Annotated in this window: 18 protein-coding genes; 9 read left to right on the top strand and 9 right to left on the bottom strand. The window is 69.3% G+C overall.

Annotated features, from left to right (window positions below):
* The first annotated feature begins 7 nt into the window (after nucleotides 1–7).
* Nucleotides 8–754, top strand: coding sequence for a 23S rRNA (guanosine(2251)-2'-O)-methyltransferase RlmB (gene rlmB, locus AC07OX_RS02885; RefSeq protein ID WP_062481059.1), 747 nt, complete (start codon nucleotides 8–10; stop codon nucleotides 752–754).
* A gap of 7 nt (nucleotides 755–761) precedes the next feature.
* Here the strand turns inward: rlmB and AC07OX_RS02880 are convergent, their stop codons facing one another.
* From AC07OX_RS02880 to AC07OX_RS02870, 3 genes are all read right to left on the bottom strand, one after another.
* Complete coding sequence (locus AC07OX_RS02880) at nucleotides 762–1,967, bottom strand: NAD(P)/FAD-dependent oxidoreductase (RefSeq protein WP_495259799.1); 1,206 nt, start codon at nucleotides 1,965–1,967, stop codon at nucleotides 762–764.
* Between the two features lie 115 nt (nucleotides 1,968–2,082).
* Complete coding sequence (locus tag AC07OX_RS02875; protein ID WP_167395039.1) at nucleotides 2,083–2,253, bottom strand: hypothetical protein; 171 nt, start codon at nucleotides 2,251–2,253, stop codon at nucleotides 2,083–2,085.
* Nucleotides 2,254–2,373: 120 nt separating this feature from the next.
* Nucleotides 2,374–2,973, bottom strand: coding sequence for a helix-turn-helix domain-containing protein (locus AC07OX_RS02870; RefSeq protein ID WP_495259798.1), 600 nt, complete (start codon nucleotides 2,971–2,973; stop codon nucleotides 2,374–2,376).
* A 42-nt stretch (nucleotides 2,974–3,015) separates the two neighbouring features.
* Here AC07OX_RS02870 and AC07OX_RS02865 point away from each other — a divergent pair, with 42 nt between their 5' ends.
* The gene (locus AC07OX_RS02865) at nucleotides 3,016–3,537 is read left to right on the top strand and encodes a GNAT family N-acetyltransferase (protein ID WP_369646710.1); all 522 of its coding nucleotides are present in this window, start codon (nucleotides 3,016–3,018) and stop codon (nucleotides 3,535–3,537) included.
* Nucleotides 3,538–3,544: 7 nt separating this feature from the next.
* Here the strand turns inward: AC07OX_RS02865 and AC07OX_RS02860 are convergent, their stop codons facing one another.
* From AC07OX_RS02860 to AC07OX_RS02850, 3 genes are read right to left on the bottom strand one after another with little or no spacing between them, the layout of a single operon-like run.
* Nucleotides 3,545–4,507: an aldo/keto reductase gene (locus tag AC07OX_RS02860; protein ID WP_495259797.1), complete on the bottom strand. Its 963-nt coding sequence runs from the start codon at nucleotides 4,505–4,507 to the stop codon at nucleotides 3,545–3,547.
* Between the two features lie 45 nt (nucleotides 4,508–4,552).
* Entirely contained in the window at nucleotides 4,553–5,152 is a 600-nt protein-coding gene (locus tag AC07OX_RS02855) for a chromate transporter (protein ID WP_139704537.1), read from the bottom strand.
* The gene (locus AC07OX_RS02850) at nucleotides 5,149–5,739 is read right to left on the bottom strand and encodes a chromate transporter (protein ID WP_062481071.1); all 591 of its coding nucleotides are present in this window, start codon (nucleotides 5,737–5,739) and stop codon (nucleotides 5,149–5,151) included. The genes AC07OX_RS02855 and AC07OX_RS02850 overlap by 4 nt, the downstream gene beginning before the upstream one ends.
* 46 nt (nucleotides 5,740–5,785) lie before the next feature.
* Here AC07OX_RS02850 and AC07OX_RS02845 point away from each other — a divergent pair, with 46 nt between their 5' ends.
* The gene (locus AC07OX_RS02845) at nucleotides 5,786–6,715 is read left to right on the top strand and encodes a YihY/virulence factor BrkB family protein (RefSeq protein WP_495259796.1); all 930 of its coding nucleotides are present in this window, start codon (nucleotides 5,786–5,788) and stop codon (nucleotides 6,713–6,715) included.
* 5 nt (nucleotides 6,716–6,720) lie between these two features.
* On the opposite strand, the gene AC07OX_RS02840 is transcribed toward AC07OX_RS02845, so the two are convergent.
* Nucleotides 6,721–7,275 (bottom strand): DUF924 family protein, encoded by a 555-nt coding sequence (locus AC07OX_RS02840; RefSeq protein WP_495259795.1) that lies wholly within the window; start codon nucleotides 7,273–7,275, stop codon nucleotides 6,721–6,723.
* A gap of 105 nt (nucleotides 7,276–7,380) precedes the next feature.
* On the opposite strand from AC07OX_RS02840, the gene AC07OX_RS02835 reads away from it, so the two are divergent.
* The 3 genes from AC07OX_RS02835 to AC07OX_RS02825 all read left to right on the top strand — a co-directional run bounded on the left by AC07OX_RS02835 (nucleotide 7,381) and on the right by AC07OX_RS02825 (nucleotide 9,986).
* Nucleotides 7,381–7,830 (top strand): CHRD domain-containing protein, encoded by a 450-nt coding sequence (locus AC07OX_RS02835; protein WP_070060984.1) that lies wholly within the window; start codon nucleotides 7,381–7,383, stop codon nucleotides 7,828–7,830.
* 73 nt (nucleotides 7,831–7,903) lie between these two features.
* Nucleotides 7,904–9,130: a patatin-like phospholipase family protein gene (locus AC07OX_RS02830; protein WP_447744858.1), complete on the top strand. Its 1,227-nt coding sequence runs from the start codon at nucleotides 7,904–7,906 to the stop codon at nucleotides 9,128–9,130.
* A 73-nt stretch (nucleotides 9,131–9,203) separates the two neighbouring features.
* Nucleotides 9,204–9,986, top strand: coding sequence for a 3-hydroxybutyrate dehydrogenase (locus AC07OX_RS02825; protein ID WP_095745632.1), 783 nt, complete (start codon nucleotides 9,204–9,206; stop codon nucleotides 9,984–9,986).
* A 3-nt stretch (nucleotides 9,987–9,989) separates the two neighbouring features.
* Here the strand turns inward: AC07OX_RS02825 and AC07OX_RS02820 are convergent, their stop codons facing one another.
* Nucleotides 9,990–10,931 (bottom strand): bifunctional helix-turn-helix transcriptional regulator/GNAT family N-acetyltransferase, encoded by a 942-nt coding sequence (locus tag AC07OX_RS02820; RefSeq protein ID WP_495259794.1) that lies wholly within the window; start codon nucleotides 10,929–10,931, stop codon nucleotides 9,990–9,992.
* Between the two features lie 156 nt (nucleotides 10,932–11,087).
* On the opposite strand from AC07OX_RS02820, the gene AC07OX_RS02815 reads away from it, so the two are divergent.
* Nucleotides 11,088–13,475, top strand: coding sequence for a YgiQ family radical SAM protein (locus AC07OX_RS02815; RefSeq protein ID WP_495259792.1), 2,388 nt, complete (start codon nucleotides 11,088–11,090; stop codon nucleotides 13,473–13,475).
* Nucleotides 13,476–13,494: 19 nt separating this feature from the next.
* Here AC07OX_RS02815 and AC07OX_RS02810 read toward each other — a convergent pair whose 3' ends face one another.
* Entirely contained in the window at nucleotides 13,495–14,133 is a 639-nt protein-coding gene (locus tag AC07OX_RS02810; protein ID WP_495259791.1) for a DUF1294 domain-containing protein, read from the bottom strand.
* 291 nt (nucleotides 14,134–14,424) lie between these two features.
* Here AC07OX_RS02810 and AC07OX_RS02805 point away from each other — a divergent pair, with 291 nt between their 5' ends.
* Both AC07OX_RS02805 and AC07OX_RS02800 read left to right on the top strand, forming a co-directional pair.
* Nucleotides 14,425–15,345 carry a DMT family transporter gene (locus AC07OX_RS02805; protein WP_095947237.1) on the top strand — a complete coding sequence of 307 codons (921 nt, stop codon included), beginning with the start codon at nucleotides 14,425–14,427 and terminating at the stop codon, nucleotides 15,343–15,345.
* A gap of 25 nt (nucleotides 15,346–15,370) precedes the next feature.
* The gene (locus AC07OX_RS02800; RefSeq protein ID WP_495312985.1) at nucleotides 15,371–16,264 is read left to right on the top strand and encodes a hypothetical protein; all 894 of its coding nucleotides are present in this window, start codon (nucleotides 15,371–15,373) and stop codon (nucleotides 16,262–16,264) included.
* Nucleotides 16,265–16,363 lie beyond the last annotated feature (99 nt).

Raw genomic sequence — 16,363 nt, 5'->3', positions numbered from 1 at the left:
TCGGGGGATGTCTTCCCCTAAAGTGATCTTCGGCTTCCATGCCGTGGGCGTGCGCATCAAGACCGCGCCGAAATCGGTGCTCGAAGTGATGTTCGACGCCAGCCGGCGCGATGCGCGCATGAAACAGTTCATTGCGCGTGCGCAAGAAGCCGGCGTGCGGCTGGTCGAGGCCGACGGCCTGCGGCTGTCCAAGCTCAGCGGCAGCCACGGCCACCAGGGCGTGGTCGCGCGGGTCGAGCCCGTGGCCCAGGTCCGCTCGCTCGACGAGCTGCTCGAAGGCCTCGAGGAGGCCGGCACCGTGCCGCTGCTGCTGGTGCTCGACGGCGTGACCGATCCGCACAACCTCGGCGCCTGCCTGCGCGTGGCCGACGGCGCCGGCGCCCATGCGGTGATCGCGCCCAAGGACCATGCGGCCGGCATCAACGCCACCGTCGCCAAGGTGGCGAGCGGCGCGGCCGAGACCGTGCCGTACTTCATGGTGACCAACCTCGCGCGCACGCTCAACGAGCTCAAGGAGCGCAGCATCTGGTGCGTGGGCACCAGCGACGACGCGCCGGGCACCATCTACCAGAGCGACTTCAAGCGCCCGCTGGCGCTGGTGCTGGGCGCCGAGGGCGAGGGCATGCGCCAGCTCACGCGCAAGACCTGCGACGAGCTGGTGAGCATTCCCATGGCCGGCGCGGTCGAGAGCCTGAACGTCTCGGTGGCCAGCGGCGTGTGCCTCTACGAGGCGATGCGCCAGCGCAGCGCCTGAGCGGGGCCTAGCGGGCCACCGGCCCGCTGCCCTTGCGGTGGAAGTACACCAGTTCCGCCGCACGCCGCATCGGCGCTGTGCCGAGCAGGCGGTTGAACATCCAGTCGCTCTGGAAGTGGTCGAAGGCCCAGCGCAGCGTGCGCTTCATCAGAAAGCGCGGGTAGCCGCGCACGAACCACGTCGCGGGGTCGTCCGCCTCGCCGCGCACGAAGCGCGCCACGGCCTCGCCGGCGCGCTCGCCGTGCTGCAGCGCCGTGTGGATGCCGCCGGCCGTCACGGGCGACACCATGCCCGCCGCATCGCCCACCAGCAGCGCCCGTTCGCGGGCCACCACCGGCAGCACGCCGCCGCAGGGGATCATCCCGGCGCGCACGGCGACCGGCGGCGCGTCGCCGGGCGACACCACGGCGGCGATCTTGCGCAAGAGCGGATCGAGCCGCAGCGCGCCCGTGTCGTGGCAGCCCATGCGGCGCGCCAGGCCGATCTGGCTCACGCCGACACCGTCGAGCGCCCAGCCGATGTAGCCCGGCGCGAGTCGGCGGTCGATGAAGCAATGCAGCAGGTCGGGCGCCATGCGCGCGCCCTGGTACTCGTGCTCCACGCCGTAGAGAAAGCGCGTGTTGCGCGACAGGCCCAGCGCCTTGGCGACGCGCGAATGCGGGCCGTCGGCGCCCACGAGGTAGGTCGCGCGGATGCACGGGCCCTGCGCCACCGGCACCTCCCAGCGGCCGTTCGCCCACAGCGCCTGCTCGAACAGCGTGCCCAGGCGCACCTCGACGCCGCAGGCCCGGGTGGACTCCACCATCCAGTCGAGCAGCGCGGGCGCGTCGGTGGCCCAGAACCAGTAGCCGGGCGCGTGCAGGTCGACGTGGTGCATGTTGGGCGCGTACAGCCGCACGCCTTCGATGCGGCGCACCAGCGCGGGCGGCACTTCGGCCAGCCACGGCACGCTGTCGACCGCGTCCTTGACGATGATCCCGGTGGTGTGCAGCTTGGCGCCGGCGGCGGCCTTCTTCTCGAGCACCATCACGCGCAGGCCGGCCTTGGCGGCGGCGCGGGCGCAGGCCAGCCCGGCGAAGCTCGCGCCGATGACGAGCAGGTCGACCTGGGTGCAGGCCGTACCCGGGTCGCTCACGAAGGCCGGCGCGGGGCAGGGCGCGACCGACGAGGAAGGTGCGTGGGGAGAAAAGAGACAGGAAGAAGAGGCGTGCATGGGAGGCTGACTTGCAAAGCGCACCACGGGGTGTGGTGCGCCTGCGAAGTTAGCGACGCCATGTGCGCCGGGCGTGAAGCCTGTGTGAACTGATCTGTGAAGCGATCAGGCTCGTTCAGGACGGGTCTTTGCTGCGCGTGCGGGCCACGGCGCTGAAGACGCCGATGCCCAGCAGGATCAGCGCGCCGATGCCGATGTAGAGCGTGGGCACGCCGGCCACCGAGGCGCCCCAGGCGACCCCGGCCAGGAAGATCAGAAAGCCGATCATGTAAAGCGCAAAGGACATCGTGCGGCTCCGGTAGCTGAGATGCCTTGCAGTATCCCGACGCACCCCGTGGCCCGGACCGGCCTGAGTCGTCTCTGCGTGTGGGAGCTTGCCTACCGCATCGGTCAGGCAATCGTTCAATCAATCGGGAACGGCGACCAGCAGGTAGCGGCAGGCGGTGGGCCCCAGCGCCTTGAAGACCAATGGCCGGTCGACGCCGAAGTCGAGGCAGTCGCCCGGGGCGAGCTCGAAGCGCTCGTCGCCGTAGTCGACCTGCAGTGCGCCCTCGAGCATCCACAGGCTCTGCCGGTACGGCGTGCCGCTCCATCGCGGGTAGCCGACCTGCGCAGCGCGCGGCAGTTCGACCTCCACCAGTTCCACGCCGCTGCCCGCACCGCGCTCGGCGACCTGGCGGCGCACATAGCCGGCTTCGGGGTCACGCCAGACCTCCTGCGCGGCCCGTTTGCGCAGCCGTTGCGGCTGGGCCTTGTCCTCGGTGAGAAGCTGCGCCAGCGAGACCCCGAGGCCGGCGGCCAGCTTGCCCAGCAGCACGGCGGTGGGGCTGCTCTGCGCGCGCTCGACCTTGGAGATCATCGCCTTGCTCACGCCCGACAACCCGGCCAGATCGGCGAGGCTGAGCCCCTGGGCCTGGCGCAGCGCCAGCAGCCGGGTGGCGATGAGCGCGTCGATGTGGCCATCGGCCGGCGCCGGCGAGGGGGTGGAAGGTGAAGTGTTTCCCATATGAGATTATTATTCTCTTATATTGAACGACAGAGAAACACCATGCGTCTCATCGCCTGCACCGAAGAAGCCCATTCAGGCGCCATCCTGGCGATCCTGAACGAGGCCATCGTCAACTCCACCGCGCTGTACGACTACAAGCCGCGCACGCCCGAGAACATGGTGACGTGGTTCGCCGCCAAGCGCGCCGGCGGCTTTCCCGTGATCGGCGCGGTGGACGACAACGGCAAGCTGCTGGGCTTCGCAAGCTACGGCACGTTCCGCGCCTTTCCGGCCTACAAGTACACGGTCGAGCACTCGGTGTACGTCGATGCCGCGCACCGCGGCGAGGGCCTGGGCCGCACGCTGATGGAGGCGATCGTGGCCGAGGCGATCGCGCGCGAGGTGCATGTGATGGTCGGCGCCATCGACGCCTCGAACGCCGGCAGCATCGCGCTGCACGAGCGCCTGGGCTTCACGCATGCAGGCACCGTGCGGCAGGCCGGCTTCAAGTTCGGCCGCTGGCTCGACGTGGCGTTCTACCAGCGCATCCTGGCGACGCCACTGAACCCGGTCGACGGCTAGCCGAGGCTCAGGCCGGCGTCTCGGCGCTGGCCCGGTCGAGCATGTCGATGGTGCCCGCGTCCAGCTTGAGCTGCGTGGCCACCACGAGTTCTTCGAGCTGCGCCAGCGAGGTGGCGCTGGCGATCGGCGCCGTCACGCCGGGCCGTGCGATCTGCCACGCAATGGCGACCTGGCCGGGCTTGGCGTTGTACTGCTGGGCCACCTTGTCCAGCGCATCGAGGATGCGCAGGCCGCGCGGGTTCAGGTACTTCTTCGTGGTGGTGCCGCGTGCGCTCTTGGCCACATCGGCCTCGGTGCGGTACTTGCCGGTGAGAAAGCCCGCCGCCAGCGCGTAGAAGTTGATCACGCCCACTTCGCGCTTGAGGCACAGCGGCTCGAGTGCGTCCTCGAACACTGCGCGGTCGTACAGGTTGTACAGCGGCTGCAGGCTCTCGTAGCGCGCGATGCCCAGGCGCTCCGACACGTCGAGCGCCTCGGCCAGCCGCGGCGCCGTGTAGTTCGAGGCGCCGATGGCGCGCACCTTGCCCTCCTTGATGAGCGCGTCGAAGGTGCCCAGCGTGTCTTCGAGCGGCGTGTTGGCATCGTCGTCGTGCGACTGGTACAGGTCGATGTAGTCGGTCTGCAGGCGCTTGAGCGACGCCTCGACGGCTTCGCGGATGTACTTGGGCGACAGGCCCACCTTGCCTTCGCCCATCGGCTTGCCGACCTTGGTGGCGAGCACCAAGCGGTTGCGCTTGCCGCTGTGCTTGAGCCACTTGCCGATGATCGTCTCCGACTCGCCGCCCACATGGCCCGGCACCCAGGCCGAGTAGACGTCGGCCGTGTCGACGAAGTTGAAGCCGGCGTCGAGCCAGGCGTCGAGCAGCTTGAACGAGGTCGCCTCGTCGGCGGTCCAGCCGAACACGTTGCCGCCGAAGGCGAGGGGAGACACCCGAAGGGTGGAACGGCCGAGCGGACGAAGTTGCGACATGGCAGAGGGCTCCTGAAAGAAAAAGTATGCAGAAAGGAAAAAGGCTCAAACGAAGCCTACCGCGCCCAGCGCCGCGCCGCAGCCCAGCAGCCACAGCAGGTGGATGCGCGTGCGCCAGACCACCAGCGCGGCCACGCCGCTGAGCAGCCACAGGTGCCAGGCCGGCACGCCGCTCGACTGGTTGCCGCCGGCCAGCACCCAGCCGGTGGCGATGAGCAGCCCGACCACCACCGGCGCCATGCCCTGCTTGAAGGCGCGCACCTCGCGGCGCGTGCGGTTGCGGTGGCCCCAGCGCGTGGCGACGTAGGTGAGGGTGGTGCTCGGCAGCATGATGCCGACCATCGTGACCATCAGGCCGAAGAAGCCCAGCAGCCAGGCCATGGGCCCGGCGCCGATGCCGCCGCCCGCGTTGAGCCCGACGTTCCAGCCCATCAGCGCGACGAAGAGCACGTTGGGCCCCGGTGCGGCCTGGGCGATGGCGACCGAGGAGGTGAACTGCGCCTCGGTGAGCCAGCCGTGCTGCGCCACGAGGTAGCGGTGCATGTCGGGCACTGTGGTGATCGCGCCGCTGATCGACAGCAGCGACAGCAGCAGGTACTGGCCGAAGAGGGCCAGCCAGTCGTGCCATTGCATGACGATATTCATGGCGCGATCTTCTTCCAGGTCCACACGCAGGCCACGCCGCCCACCGCCAGCAGCACCCACCCCAGCGGAATCTTCAGCAGCGCGATGGCCGCGAACACCAGCGCCACGAACGCCAGGCAGGTCGCAAAGCCCAGCGGGTGCTTGCGCAGCTGCGGGATCAGCTTGATGCCCGTGGCGGCGATGAGCCCGCCCGACACCGCGCCCATGCCGCGCAATGCGGCCGCCACCTGCGGGTTGGCGGCGTAGTGCGCGTAGAGCACGGCCAGCGCGAGGATCACGAACAGCGGCACGGTGAGCATGCCCGCCACCGCGGCCACGGCGCCGCGCAGGCCGAAGTAGCGGTCGCCGATCATCAGCGCCAGGTTGATCACGTTCGGCCCCGGCATCACCTGGGCCACGGCCCAGTCCTCGAGGAACTGGTCGGGCGTGAGCCATTTCTTCTTCTCGACCATCTCGCGCTGGACGATGGCGAGGACGCCGCCGAAGCCCTGCAGCGCGAGCCAGGTGAACGAAACAAAAAGGTCGCGTGGCGACGCGGGCTGGGGATGGTCGGGCGGCGATGCCGCGGCGGGGGCGGACGGATGCATGTGGAACGATTATCGTAGGCGCACTGCTTCACCGGGACCCGACGCCATGCTCATTCGACTTCGCGCACTCTTCGATCTCTGCCGGCGCGCTTTCGCTTCCTGGTCCAACGACTACGCCCCGAGCATGGGCGCGGCGCTGGCCTACTACACGGTGTTCTCGATCGCGCCGCTGCTGCTGATCGTGATCGCGGTGGCCGGCCTGGTGTTCGGGCAGGAGGCCGCGCGCGGCGAAATTTTTGCGCAGCTCTCGGGCCTCATGGGCGAGCAGGGCGCGGCGGCGGTGCAGGGCATGCTGCAGGCGGTCAACAAGCCGACCGAGGGCATCGTGGCCACGGTGGTCGGCATCGCGCTGTTGATCGTGGGTGCCACCACCGTCTTCGGCGAGCTGCAGGACGCGCTCGACCGCATCTGGCGCGCCCCCGCGCGCACCCGCAACAAGGGCGTCTTCAACATGCTGCGCGTGCGGCTGCTGTCGTTCAGCATGATCATGGGCATCGGCTTCCTGCTGATGGTGTCGCTGGTGGCGAGCGCGGCACTGGCCGCGCTGGGCAAGTGGTGGTCGCCGATGTTCGGTGCCTGGGCCACGCTGGCGCAGGTGGTGAACTTCGTCTTCAGCTTCGCGATGGTCACGGTGATCTTCGCGATGATCTACAAGATCATGCCGCGCGCCAAGGTGCAGTGGCGCGACGTGTGGGTGGGCGCGGCGGTGACGGCGCTGCTGTTCACCGTGGGCAAGCACCTCATCGGCCTGTACATCGGCAAGAGCAGCGTGGCCTCGGGCTACGGCGCGGCCGGCTCGCTGGTGGTGGTGCTGGTGTGGGTGTACTACTCGGCGCAGATCTTCCTGCTGGGCGCCGAGTTCACCTGGGTCTATGCGCGCACCTACGGCTCGATGAAGGACGCCATCGGCGAGCCGGCGGGGCAGGCGTCGCCGACGCGCGACGTGCCGCTGCCTGCGCACGTCGACCCGGCCTAACCGCCCTAACCGGCGAAGCCGCCTTCGTCGAGAAACTTCTGCTCCTCGGGCGTCGTGGTCCGCCCGAGCATCCGGTTGCGGTGCGGAAAGCGCCCGAAGCGCGCCACGATGTCGCGGTGCAGCACGGCGAAGTGCTGCGTGTTGGCGTCCTGCGTGGCGTTGAGCTCGACCGAACGCTCCTGCTCCGCCAGCACCTCCGAGTGCATGAAGGGCAGGTAGAAAAAGCGCTGCATCAGCGCCTCGGCCTGCCGGTCGAAGCCGGCCTCGACGGCGCGGCGCGCCACGGCCAGCGCGAGGCCGTCGGTGGCGAGCATGTGCGGGTTCTGGCGCCAGGCGTTGCGCGGGAACTGGTCGAGCAGCACGAGCAGGGCCAGGGCGCCTTCGCCGGTGTCGGCCCAGTGGTCGAGCCGGCCGCTGGCCGCGGCCTGGTGGGCGGCGGCCAACTGGTCGATGCATGCGGCATCGAAGGCATCGCTTTTCGCGAACCAGCGCTCGGGGCCGGCATCGCGCCAGAAGGCGACCACGTCGTGTGCGGAGGGAAGGGTGTCGTCGGAAATCATCGTTGCATTCTCTTGCACAGGCGTGCGAAGAAGGGGTGCTGGCCGACAAGGCCGCAGGCGGCGTCTGCCTATGCTGAATGCTTTCATCCACAGGAGACCCCGACCATGAACAACACTCGCACACTCTGGCGCAGCACCCTCGTCGCGGGCCTGGCCGCCGTCGCGCTGGCCGGCTGCGGAATGATGTCGAAGTCGAACGTCGCGAGCTTCAGCGGCGCGATGAACGCGGCCAGCCAGGTGCCGCCCAACATGACGCGCGGCAGCGGCATGGCCGAGGCCTGGCTCAACCGTGACACCAACGTGCTCAAGTACAAGATCACCTACGAAGGCCTGAGCGGCCCGGCCACGGCGGCCCACTTCCACGGGCCCGCCGCCGCGGGCGCGAATGCCGGCGTGGTGCTGCCCTTCGCGAGTCCGGCAAGCCCGATCGAGGGCCAGGCCACGCTCACGCCGGCGCAGGCGGCCGACCTTGTAGCGGGCAAGTGGTACGCCAACATCCACACGGCCGCCAACCCGGGCGGCGAGATCCGCGGGCAGATGCTGCCGAAGATGTGAGATTCGTCCGGGCTGAAGCCGCGAAAAGGCCCCTGGTCAGGTGGCTGTCGCGGGGCTGGTGTCCAATGACCGCATGACGACGACACCCAAGAAAAAGCCTCGCGCCGCCACCGCTGCTTCCTCTTCTTCGCACGCACCACCCCATCCCTTCATCGCCCGCCGCGAAGGCATGCGCACCGCCCGCAAGGCGCTGGTGCTGCAGGGCGGCGGTGCGCTCGGCGCCTACCAGGCGGGCGTGTACGCCGCGCTCAGCGAGACCGACCTGCAGCCGCACTGGATCGCGGGCGTGTCGATCGGCGCCATCAACGCCGCGCTCATCGCCGGCAACGCGCCCGCGCAGCGGGTCGACCGGCTGCGCGAGTTCTGGCACCTGGTGTCCTCGGGGCCGGCGCAGCGCCTGCCGTCGTGGCTGGGCGACCGCGCCACGCAGAACCAGTGGAGCGCCACCATGGCCTCGCTGGTCGGCATTCCGGGTTTCTTCGAGCCGCGCTATTCGCCGGCCCTGCTGCTGGGCGGTGCCGCGCCGCTGCTGAGCTACTACGACACCTCGCCGTTGAAGGCCACGCTGGAGCGGCTCATCGACTTCGACCGCATCAACGCCTGCGAGGCGCGCTTCAGCGTGGGCGCCGTCAATGTGCGCACCGGCAACTCGGTGTACTTCGACAACACGCGACAGCGCATCGGCCCCGAGCACATCATGGCCAGCGGCGCGCTGCCGCCGGGCTTTGCGCCGGTGCACATCGACGGCGACGACTACTGGGACGGCGGCATCGTCTCGAACACGCCGCTGCAGTACGTGCTCGACACGCACCCGCGTTCCGAGGCGCTGGTGGTGCTGCAGGTCGACCTGTTCAACGCGCGCGGCGAGATGCCGCACACGCTGTCGGGCGTGATGGAGCGCCAGAAGGACATCACCTATTCGAGCCGCACGCGCCTGAACACCGACGCGCTGGCGGCCAACATGAACTTGCAGCAGGCGATTGCCGACCTGATCGCCAAGCTGCCGCCCGGCCTGCGCAACGACCCGAGCGTGGTCGAGGTGCAGGCGCAGCTCACGCACGAGCCGATCGACATCTTTCACCTGATCTACCGCGACAAGACATACGAGCTCGAGTCGAAGGACTACGAGTTCTCGCGTGCCGCGGTCGAGGAGCACTGGGAATCGGGCGTGCGCGACATGGGCAAGACGCTCGCGCACCCCGAGACGCTGCGCGCCGACGCCACGGTGAACGGAGTGACCACCTTCGACCTCGGCGAGCCGGGCACCGGGCGCATCAAGCGGCCGGGACTGTCGCGCTGAGGGACGTCAGCCGGGCGCGTGCCCGGTTCTTGCTCGTTTTTTTCCTATCCACCACTTCCAAGGACGCTTCACCATGCAACTCAAGGACAAGGTCGCCTACATCACCGGCTCGGCCAGCGGCATCGGCAAGGAAATCGCCATCCTGTTCGCGCAGGAAGGCGCGAAGATCATCATTGCCGACCTCAACAAGGAAGCGGCCGATGCCACCGCCGCCGAACTGAAGGCCACGGGCGCGCAGGCCATCGGCGTGGCGGTCGACGTGACGAACGAAGACCAGGTCAATGCCTCGGTGGAAGAGGGCGCGAAGGCCTTCGGCGGCATCGACATCCTCATCAGCAATGCCGGCATCCAGATCGTGCATCCGGTCGACGAGTTCAGCTTTGCCGACTGGAAGAAGATGCTCGCCATTCACCTGGACGGTGCGTTCCTCACCACCAAGGCTTGCCTCAAGCACATGTACGCGCAAGGCCGCGGCGGCAGCGTGATCTACATGGGCTCGGTGCACTCCAAGGAGGCGTCGCTGCTGAAGGCGCCGTACGTGACGGCCAAGCACGGGCTCATCGGTCTTGCGAAGACGGTCGCCAAGGAAGGCGCCAAGCACGGCGTGCGCGCCAACGTGATCTGCCCGGGCTTCGTGCGCACGCCGCTGGTTGAGAAGCAGATTCCCGAGCAGGCGAAGACGCTGGGCATCACCGAAGAGCAGGTCATCAAGAACGTGATGCTCAAGGAAACGGTGGATGGCGAGTTCACCACCACGGACGACGTGGCGCGCGTGGCGCTGCTGTTCGCGGCGTTCCCGACCAACGCGTTGACCGGCCAGTCGCTCGTCGTGAGCCACGGCTGGTACATGCAGTAGGCGCTACAGCTTCAGCTCCCACGTCTCGCCCACCTGCGGCTGGCCGTAGCCCTCGTGCGGCTCCGAGTGCGTGAGCTGGAAGCCGCGCTTGGCATAGATGCTGCGCGCGGCCGTGAGGCAGCTGTTGGTCCACAGCGTCATCTTCTTGTAGCCCTTGCGGCGCGCGAAGGCGATGCACTCGTCCACGAGGCGTCCGCCCAGGCCCAGCCCGCGCGCGGCCGGCGTGAGGATCAGCATGCGCAGCTGCGCCACGGTGGCCGACTTGCGCACCACGAAGATCGCGCCGACGCGCTCGCCGTTGAGCTCGGCGATCCAGCAACGCTCCCATTCGGGCTGGAACTTGAGCAGGAACTCGCCCGCGATGCCCGCCACGAGCGCCTCGAAGCGGTGGTCCCAGCCGTATTCGCGCGCGTACAGCTCGCCGTGCTGCTGCACCACCCAGCCGATGTCGCCGGGCGCCGGGTCGCGCAGCACGGCGGCCTGGGGCCGGGCCGGCGGCTCGGCCGGTTCGAGCAGCGCCTGCACCGTGTCCATGGCCTGCACCAGCTGGTTTTGTTGCGCCGGCGGCAGCGCGGCGAGCAGGGCGGCGGCTTCGTCGCGCGATTTCTGTTGCAGCGGCGCAAACGCGGCATGGCCGGCTTCGGTCAGGCGCAGCACGCTCTGGCGCGCGTCGCGCGGGTGCGGCTCGCGCGTGAGCCAGCCGTGGGTTTCGAAGCGGCGCAGGATGCGGCTGAGGTAGCCGGCGTCGAAGCCCAGGTCGCGCCCGATCTCGCTGGCGACGGGGGTTTCGCGGTGCGCCAGCTCGTAGAGCACGCGCACGTCGGTCAGCGACAGGTCGCTGCCCAGGTAGGGGTCGAGGGCGCCGATGCGGCGCGTGTAGAAGCGGTTGAACCGGCGGATGGCCTTGACGGCGGACGGGTCGACGGAGGGCGTTGGGGTGGGCATGGTTGCCATTGTCATTCAATTTAATTGACTTTGGCAATCAAATAAGAGCCCTCTCATTCCGGGGCAAGGGATCTTCAGGGCGACAGAAATGCTGGAAAACCCTAAAATCGAGGGTTGCCCACACAGGCGGCGCCCCGGCGCTGTCCGCTCCCACCGATGAACGCCCCCGTCGACGTCTCCTTTTTTGCGCGTGCCGCCAAGCCGCTGACCAGCTACCGCAAGTACTGGGCGGCCCGTTTCGGCACGGCCAAGTTCCTGCCGACCTCGCGCAAGGAGATGGACGCGCTCGGCTGGGACAGCTGCGACATCATCGTGGTCACGGGCGACGCCTACGTCGACCACCCCAGCTTCGGCATGTCGGTCATCGGCCGCATGCTCGAGGCGCAGGGCTTTCGCGTGGGCATCATCGCGCAGCCCGACTGGCAAAGCGCCGAGCCCTTCAAGGTGCTGGGCAAGCCGAACCTGTTCTTCGGCGTCACGGCCGGCAACATGGATTCGATGATCAACCGCTACACGGCCGACCGGAAGATCCGCAGCGACGACGCCTACACCCCTGGCGACGTCGGCGGCTCGCGCCCCGACCGCGCGGCCATCGTGTATTCGCAGCGCTGCAAGGAAGCCTGGAACGACGTGCCGATCATCCTCGGCGGCATCGAAGGGTCGCTGCGCCGCATCGCGCACTACGACTACTGGTCGGACAAGGTGCGCCGCTCCATCGTCGTCGACGCCAAGTGCGACCTGCTGCTGTACGGCAACGCCGAGCGCGCCATCGTCGAGATCGCGCACCGCCTGGCCGCCAAGGAGCCGGTGCAGCAGATCACCGACGTGCGCGGCACCGCCTATGTGCGGCGCGAGACGCCCGATGCCTGGTTCGAGATCAACTCCACCAGCGTCGACGAGCCGGGCCGCGTCGAGGCGCACGTCAACCCGTACCTGATGGTGTCCGACCAGGCCAAGGCCAACGGCGCCACCTGCGCGAAGGAGGACGAGGCGCAAGCCGTCGCCAAGGCCGCCGAAGCCGCGGGCTCCGCCGCCGGTTCGGTCGTCAACCCCGCCATCAAGCCGCTGAACTTCGTGCCCAACCCGGCGCTGCAAGGCCGCGGCAAGATCGCCGTGCCGCCGCGCGACCGCTCGGTGATCCGCCTGCCGTCGTACGAGCAGGTGCGCAGCGACCCGGTGCTCTACGCCCACGCCAACCGCGTGCTGCACCTCGAGACCAACCCCGGCAACGCCCGCGCACTCGTGCAGGCGCACGGCGAGGGCGCCACGGCGCGCGACGTGTGGATCAACCCGCCGCCCATTCCGCTCACCACGGCCGAGATGGACCACGTGTTCGACCTGCCGTATGCGCGCAGCCCGCACCCGCGTTACGCCGACGAGAACGGCAGCCACGACGGCGCGACCAAGATCCCCGCGTGGGAAATGATCCGCTTCAGCGTGAACATCATGCGCGGCTGCTTCGGCGGCTGCACCTTCTGCTCGATCACCGAGCACGAGGGCCGCATCATCCAGAGCCGCTCGGAAGACTCGATCATCAAGGAGGTCGAGGCCATCCGCGACTCGGTCAGCGGCTTCACCGGCACCATCTCCGACCTGGGTGGCCCCACGGCCAACATGTACCGCCTGGGCTGCAAGAGCCCCGCGATCGAAGCAGCGTGCCGCAAGCCCAGCTGCGTGTACCCGGGCATCTGCCCGAACCTGGGCACCAACCACGACCCGCTCATCAAGATCTACCGCCGCGCGCGGGCGCTCAAGGGCATCAAGAAGATCCTCATCGGTTCCGGCCTGCGCTACGACCTGGCCGTCCAGTCGCCCGAGTACGTGAAGGAGCTGGTGCAGCACCACGTCGGCGGCTACCTGAAGATCGCGCCCGAGCACACCGAGCAGGGCCCGCTCACGAAGATGATGAAGCCCGGCATCGGCAGCTACGACAAGTTCAAGCAGATGTTCGAGAAGTACTCGGCCGAGGCGGGCAAGAAGCAGTACCTCATTCCGTACTTCATCGCCGCGCACCCGGGCACCAGCGACGAGGACATGATGAACCTCGCGATCTGGCTCAAGAAGAACGGCTTCCGCGCCGACCAGGTGCAAACGTTCTACCCGAGCCCGATGGCCACGGCGACGACGATGTACCACACCAACAAGAACCCGCTGCGCAAGATCACGCGCGAGAGCGAGACGGTGGACATCGTGCGCGGCGACAAGCGCCGCCGCCTGCACAAGGCCTTCCTGCGCTACCACGATGCCAACAACTGGCCGCTGCTGCGCGAGGCCCTCAAGAGCATGGGCCGCGCCGACCTCATAGGCAACGGCAAGCACCACCTGATCCCGACGTGGCAGCCGCTGACCGATGGCGGCTACACGAGCGCGCGCCGCAAGAACTCGACCTCCGCGCCGGTGGCTGCGAAGGCCGCGGCACCGGTCCGGCTGGCGCCGGTGAAGCCCTCCAAGGGCCGCATCCTCACGCAGCACACGGGCCTCCCGCCGCGCGACAACGGCAGCGGCGGCAAGCCGCTCAACAAGCCTTCACGCAAGGTGCGTTGAGGCCTGGTCGAAGGCGCGGTCAGCCGAAGGCCGCGTGCTTCGACAGCCAGAACACCCACGCCCCCAGCGCAGCGCAATGCAGCGCGACCGTGACGTGGAACCTCCACAGGAAACTCGCCTTGCTCGACTTGTGCCGCAGCAGCTGCTGCGCGCACCAAGCGCCCGGCCAGCCACCCGCGAGCGCGAGCAGGTGCAGCGTGCTTTCCTGCGTGCGCCAGCGCCCCGCCTGCGCCGCGCGCTTGTCGAAGGCGTAGGCCCCGAAGGTGAGCAGGCTCAGCCCCGCGACGACCGCCAGCGCGAGCAGCGGCAGGTGGCCGAGCCAGACGGCGGCGCCCAGGCCCAGCGCGTAGACCCCGATCAGCCACGCACCCCACGGCGTGCCGGCCGTGCTGCGACCCGAAGGCCGGCGCGGCTGCGCGCGTGATGCTGCGCGGGGGACGGCACCCGCCGAGGCCGCAGCCTCCACGGCCATCGCCCGCGGCCCCTTGCCGCCGACATGGATCTCTTCGAAGTGCACCGCCATGCCGACTTGCGGCTTCAGCTGGCGGTCGCGAAAGTCGCGCAGGTGCACGAACACGTCGGCCGACACCTCCGGGCTGCGGATGAAACCGAAGCCGCGCTCGGCCTCCCAACGAACGAGTCGACCTTGGCGCTTCATGGCAGGCGGTGATAGAGAGCAGGGCACATGCCGGCGATTCTCTCTTGTGGGCGCGGGGCGCCGCTCCTATCATCGGCCGCTCATGCACCTGCATCACTCTCCCCCTTCCTCGACCTGCTGCTGACGTTCGCGCGCGCTTCGCGCCGCGCCCGTCAGGCCCGCAAGTGGTCGCTGCCGTCCGCCTTCTTCCGCTGAGCGAAGACGGGCCGGGCGGAGGCCGGATGGTCATGCCCGCCCCCGGCAATGCGTCGACGCGACGCCGAGGCGACGGGCCTCACGGAGAGTTTCAACATGAATGCAAGAACAACGGCCGCCCTGGCCTGGGGCGGCGTGCTGCTGGCCGGCGTGCTCTGGGGCGGCGGCGCCCTGGTGGCGCAATTCCTGATCGACGGCGGCATTGCGCCGCACAGCCTGTCGCTGGCGCGCTTCGCGCTGGGCATGCCGCTGCTGTGGTGGCTGCACTGGCAGGCGACGCGGCGCGCGCCGGTCGCCGATGCCGGGTGGCGCCACCTGACGCGGCGCGAGCAGGGCCACGTCGTCGGCACCGGTGCCGCGATGGCGCTGAACGTGAGCTGCTGGTTCGCCGGCATCGCGCACCTGGGTGCCGCGCTGCCGACGGTGATCTCGATCTGCTGCGCGCCGCTGATCGTGGCCTGCGTGTCGGTGCTGCGCGGCTACGAACCCTTCGGCGCGCGCCTGCTCGGTGGCCTCGTGCTGGCGCTGGCGGGCGTGCTGCTGCTGGTGATGCCGGCCGCCGGCTGGGGCGCCTTGCCGACGGGCTACGGCGCCGGGCTCGCGTGGTCTTTTGGCTCGGCCGTCTGCTACGCGCTGGTGGTGCTGGGCAACGCGCGCATGCCGGCGCGGGTGCCGGCCGTGACCGCGTCCGCCTGGGGCATGAGCGCCGCGGCGCTGTGTATGCTCGGCGTCGCGGTGGCGAACGGCATCACCTGGCCCGAGGGCACGGCGCAATGGACGGGCGCGGCCTACACCGGCGTCGCGACCACGTCGGTGGCCTACCTGGCCTTCGCCTGGGGCGCGCGCCGGCTCTCGCCGACGGCGGCGGTGGTCGGCACGCTGATCGAACCGCTGGTTGCGGCCTGGCTCGCGGCGCTGTGGCTGGCGCAGCCGATGGCGCCGCGCCAATGGCTGGGCGCGGCGCTGCTGGCGGGGGCGATGCTGCTGCTGGTGCGGCGGAACCGGGGTATCGTGTAGCCCCATGATGAGCAGTTCGCCCCCCGTGCCGGTTTCGTGGAAGCGCATCCTGGCGGTGGCCGCCTGCTGCGGCGTGTCGCTGCTGGCGCAGGCGGCGGCCCCCGAGGCCTCCGCGCCCGCGGGTGCCCAGGCCCTGCGTGCCGAGCACCAGAAGCTCAGCGACAAGCTCGACCAGAGCCGCTTCGGGCGTCCCGTGCAGCTCGACTCCACCGAGACGCCCGGCGGCCTCGAGGGCGACATCTACGCCGTGGTCGAGCATCCGCTGTCGAAGGTCAGCGCGGCACTCAAGGGCTCGGACCACTGGTGCGAACTGCTCACGCTGCACATCAACAACCGGCGCTGCCGCATCAGCACCTCGCCGCAGGGCAAGGAGACGCTCACGCTGTTCGTGGTGCGCCGCTACGACAAGCCGGTCGACCAGGCCTTCGAGCTGCCTTTTGCCTACCGCGTGGCCAGCGCCACGCCCGAGCACCTGCAGGTCGAGATGTCGGCCGACACCGGCCCGTTCGGCACCAGCAACTACCGCGTGCGGCTCGAGGCGGTGGCGCTCGACGAGCGCAAGACCTTCCTGCACTTCAGCTACGGCTACAACCACAACACGATGGTGCGGCTGGCCACGCAGGCCTACCTCGCCACCTTCGGCAGTTCCAAGGTGGGCTTCACCGTGGTGGGCAAGGGCGCCGACGGCCAGCCCGAGTACATCCGCGGCCTGCGCGGGCTGGTGGAGCGCAATGCGATGCGCTACTTCCTCACGCTCGACGCCTACCTGGCCACCGGCAGCAACGAGCCGGCCGAGCGCCGGCAGCGCTACTGGTTCGCAGCGGCCGAGCGCTACCCGCGCCAGCTGCACGAGGTCGACCTCGACACCTACCTCGCGGTCAAGCGCGAAGACCGCCAGCGCGACGGCAGCGGTCGTTGAGAAGGCGCCGACCACCGCAACCTTTCGGTTGCAGTTTCACGGGCTTGTCATCTGCCTCGGCATTAATCGCCGGGGCTTGCGCCTTTGCGCGGGCGCATC

Source organism: Variovorax sp. GW821-FHT09D07, assembly GCF_059416345.1.
Note: the sequence above shows the minus strand (reverse complement) of the source record. Positions and strands in the feature narration are given on the sequence as shown.

Coding starts and splice junctions, on each gene's coding strand:
- rlmB (WP_062481059.1), top strand. CDS start 8: ATGTCTTCCCCTAAAGTGATCTTCGGCTTCCATGCCGTGGGCGTGCGC.
- AC07OX_RS02880 (WP_495259799.1), bottom strand. CDS start 1,967: ATGCACGCCTCTTCTTCCTGTCTCTTTTCTCCCCACGCACCTTCCTCG.
- AC07OX_RS02875 (WP_167395039.1), bottom strand. CDS start 2,253: ATGTCCTTTGCGCTTTACATGATCGGCTTTCTGATCTTCCTGGCCGGG.
- AC07OX_RS02870 (WP_495259798.1), bottom strand. CDS start 2,973: ATGGGAAACACTTCACCTTCCACCCCCTCGCCGGCGCCGGCCGATGGC.
- AC07OX_RS02865 (WP_369646710.1), top strand. CDS start 3,016: ATGCGTCTCATCGCCTGCACCGAAGAAGCCCATTCAGGCGCCATCCTG.
- AC07OX_RS02860 (WP_495259797.1), bottom strand. CDS start 4,507: ATGTCGCAACTTCGTCCGCTCGGCCGTTCCACCCTTCGGGTGTCTCCC.
- AC07OX_RS02855 (WP_139704537.1), bottom strand. CDS start 5,152: ATGAATATCGTCATGCAATGGCACGACTGGCTGGCCCTCTTCGGCCAG.
- AC07OX_RS02850 (WP_062481071.1), bottom strand. CDS start 5,739: ATGCATCCGTCCGCCCCCGCCGCGGCATCGCCGCCCGACCATCCCCAG.
- AC07OX_RS02845 (WP_495259796.1), top strand. CDS start 5,786: ATGCTCATTCGACTTCGCGCACTCTTCGATCTCTGCCGGCGCGCTTTC.
- AC07OX_RS02840 (WP_495259795.1), bottom strand. CDS start 7,275: ATGATTTCCGACGACACCCTTCCCTCCGCACACGACGTGGTCGCCTTC.
- AC07OX_RS02835 (WP_070060984.1), top strand. CDS start 7,381: ATGAACAACACTCGCACACTCTGGCGCAGCACCCTCGTCGCGGGCCTG.
- AC07OX_RS02830 (WP_447744858.1), top strand. CDS start 7,904: ATGACGACGACACCCAAGAAAAAGCCTCGCGCCGCCACCGCTGCTTCC.
- AC07OX_RS02825 (WP_095745632.1), top strand. CDS start 9,204: ATGCAACTCAAGGACAAGGTCGCCTACATCACCGGCTCGGCCAGCGGC.
- AC07OX_RS02820 (WP_495259794.1), bottom strand. CDS start 10,931: ATGCCCACCCCAACGCCCTCCGTCGACCCGTCCGCCGTCAAGGCCATC.
- AC07OX_RS02815 (WP_495259792.1), top strand. CDS start 11,088: ATGAACGCCCCCGTCGACGTCTCCTTTTTTGCGCGTGCCGCCAAGCCG.
- AC07OX_RS02810 (WP_495259791.1), bottom strand. CDS start 14,133: ATGAAGCGCCAAGGTCGACTCGTTCGTTGGGAGGCCGAGCGCGGCTTC.
- AC07OX_RS02805 (WP_095947237.1), top strand. CDS start 14,425: ATGAATGCAAGAACAACGGCCGCCCTGGCCTGGGGCGGCGTGCTGCTG.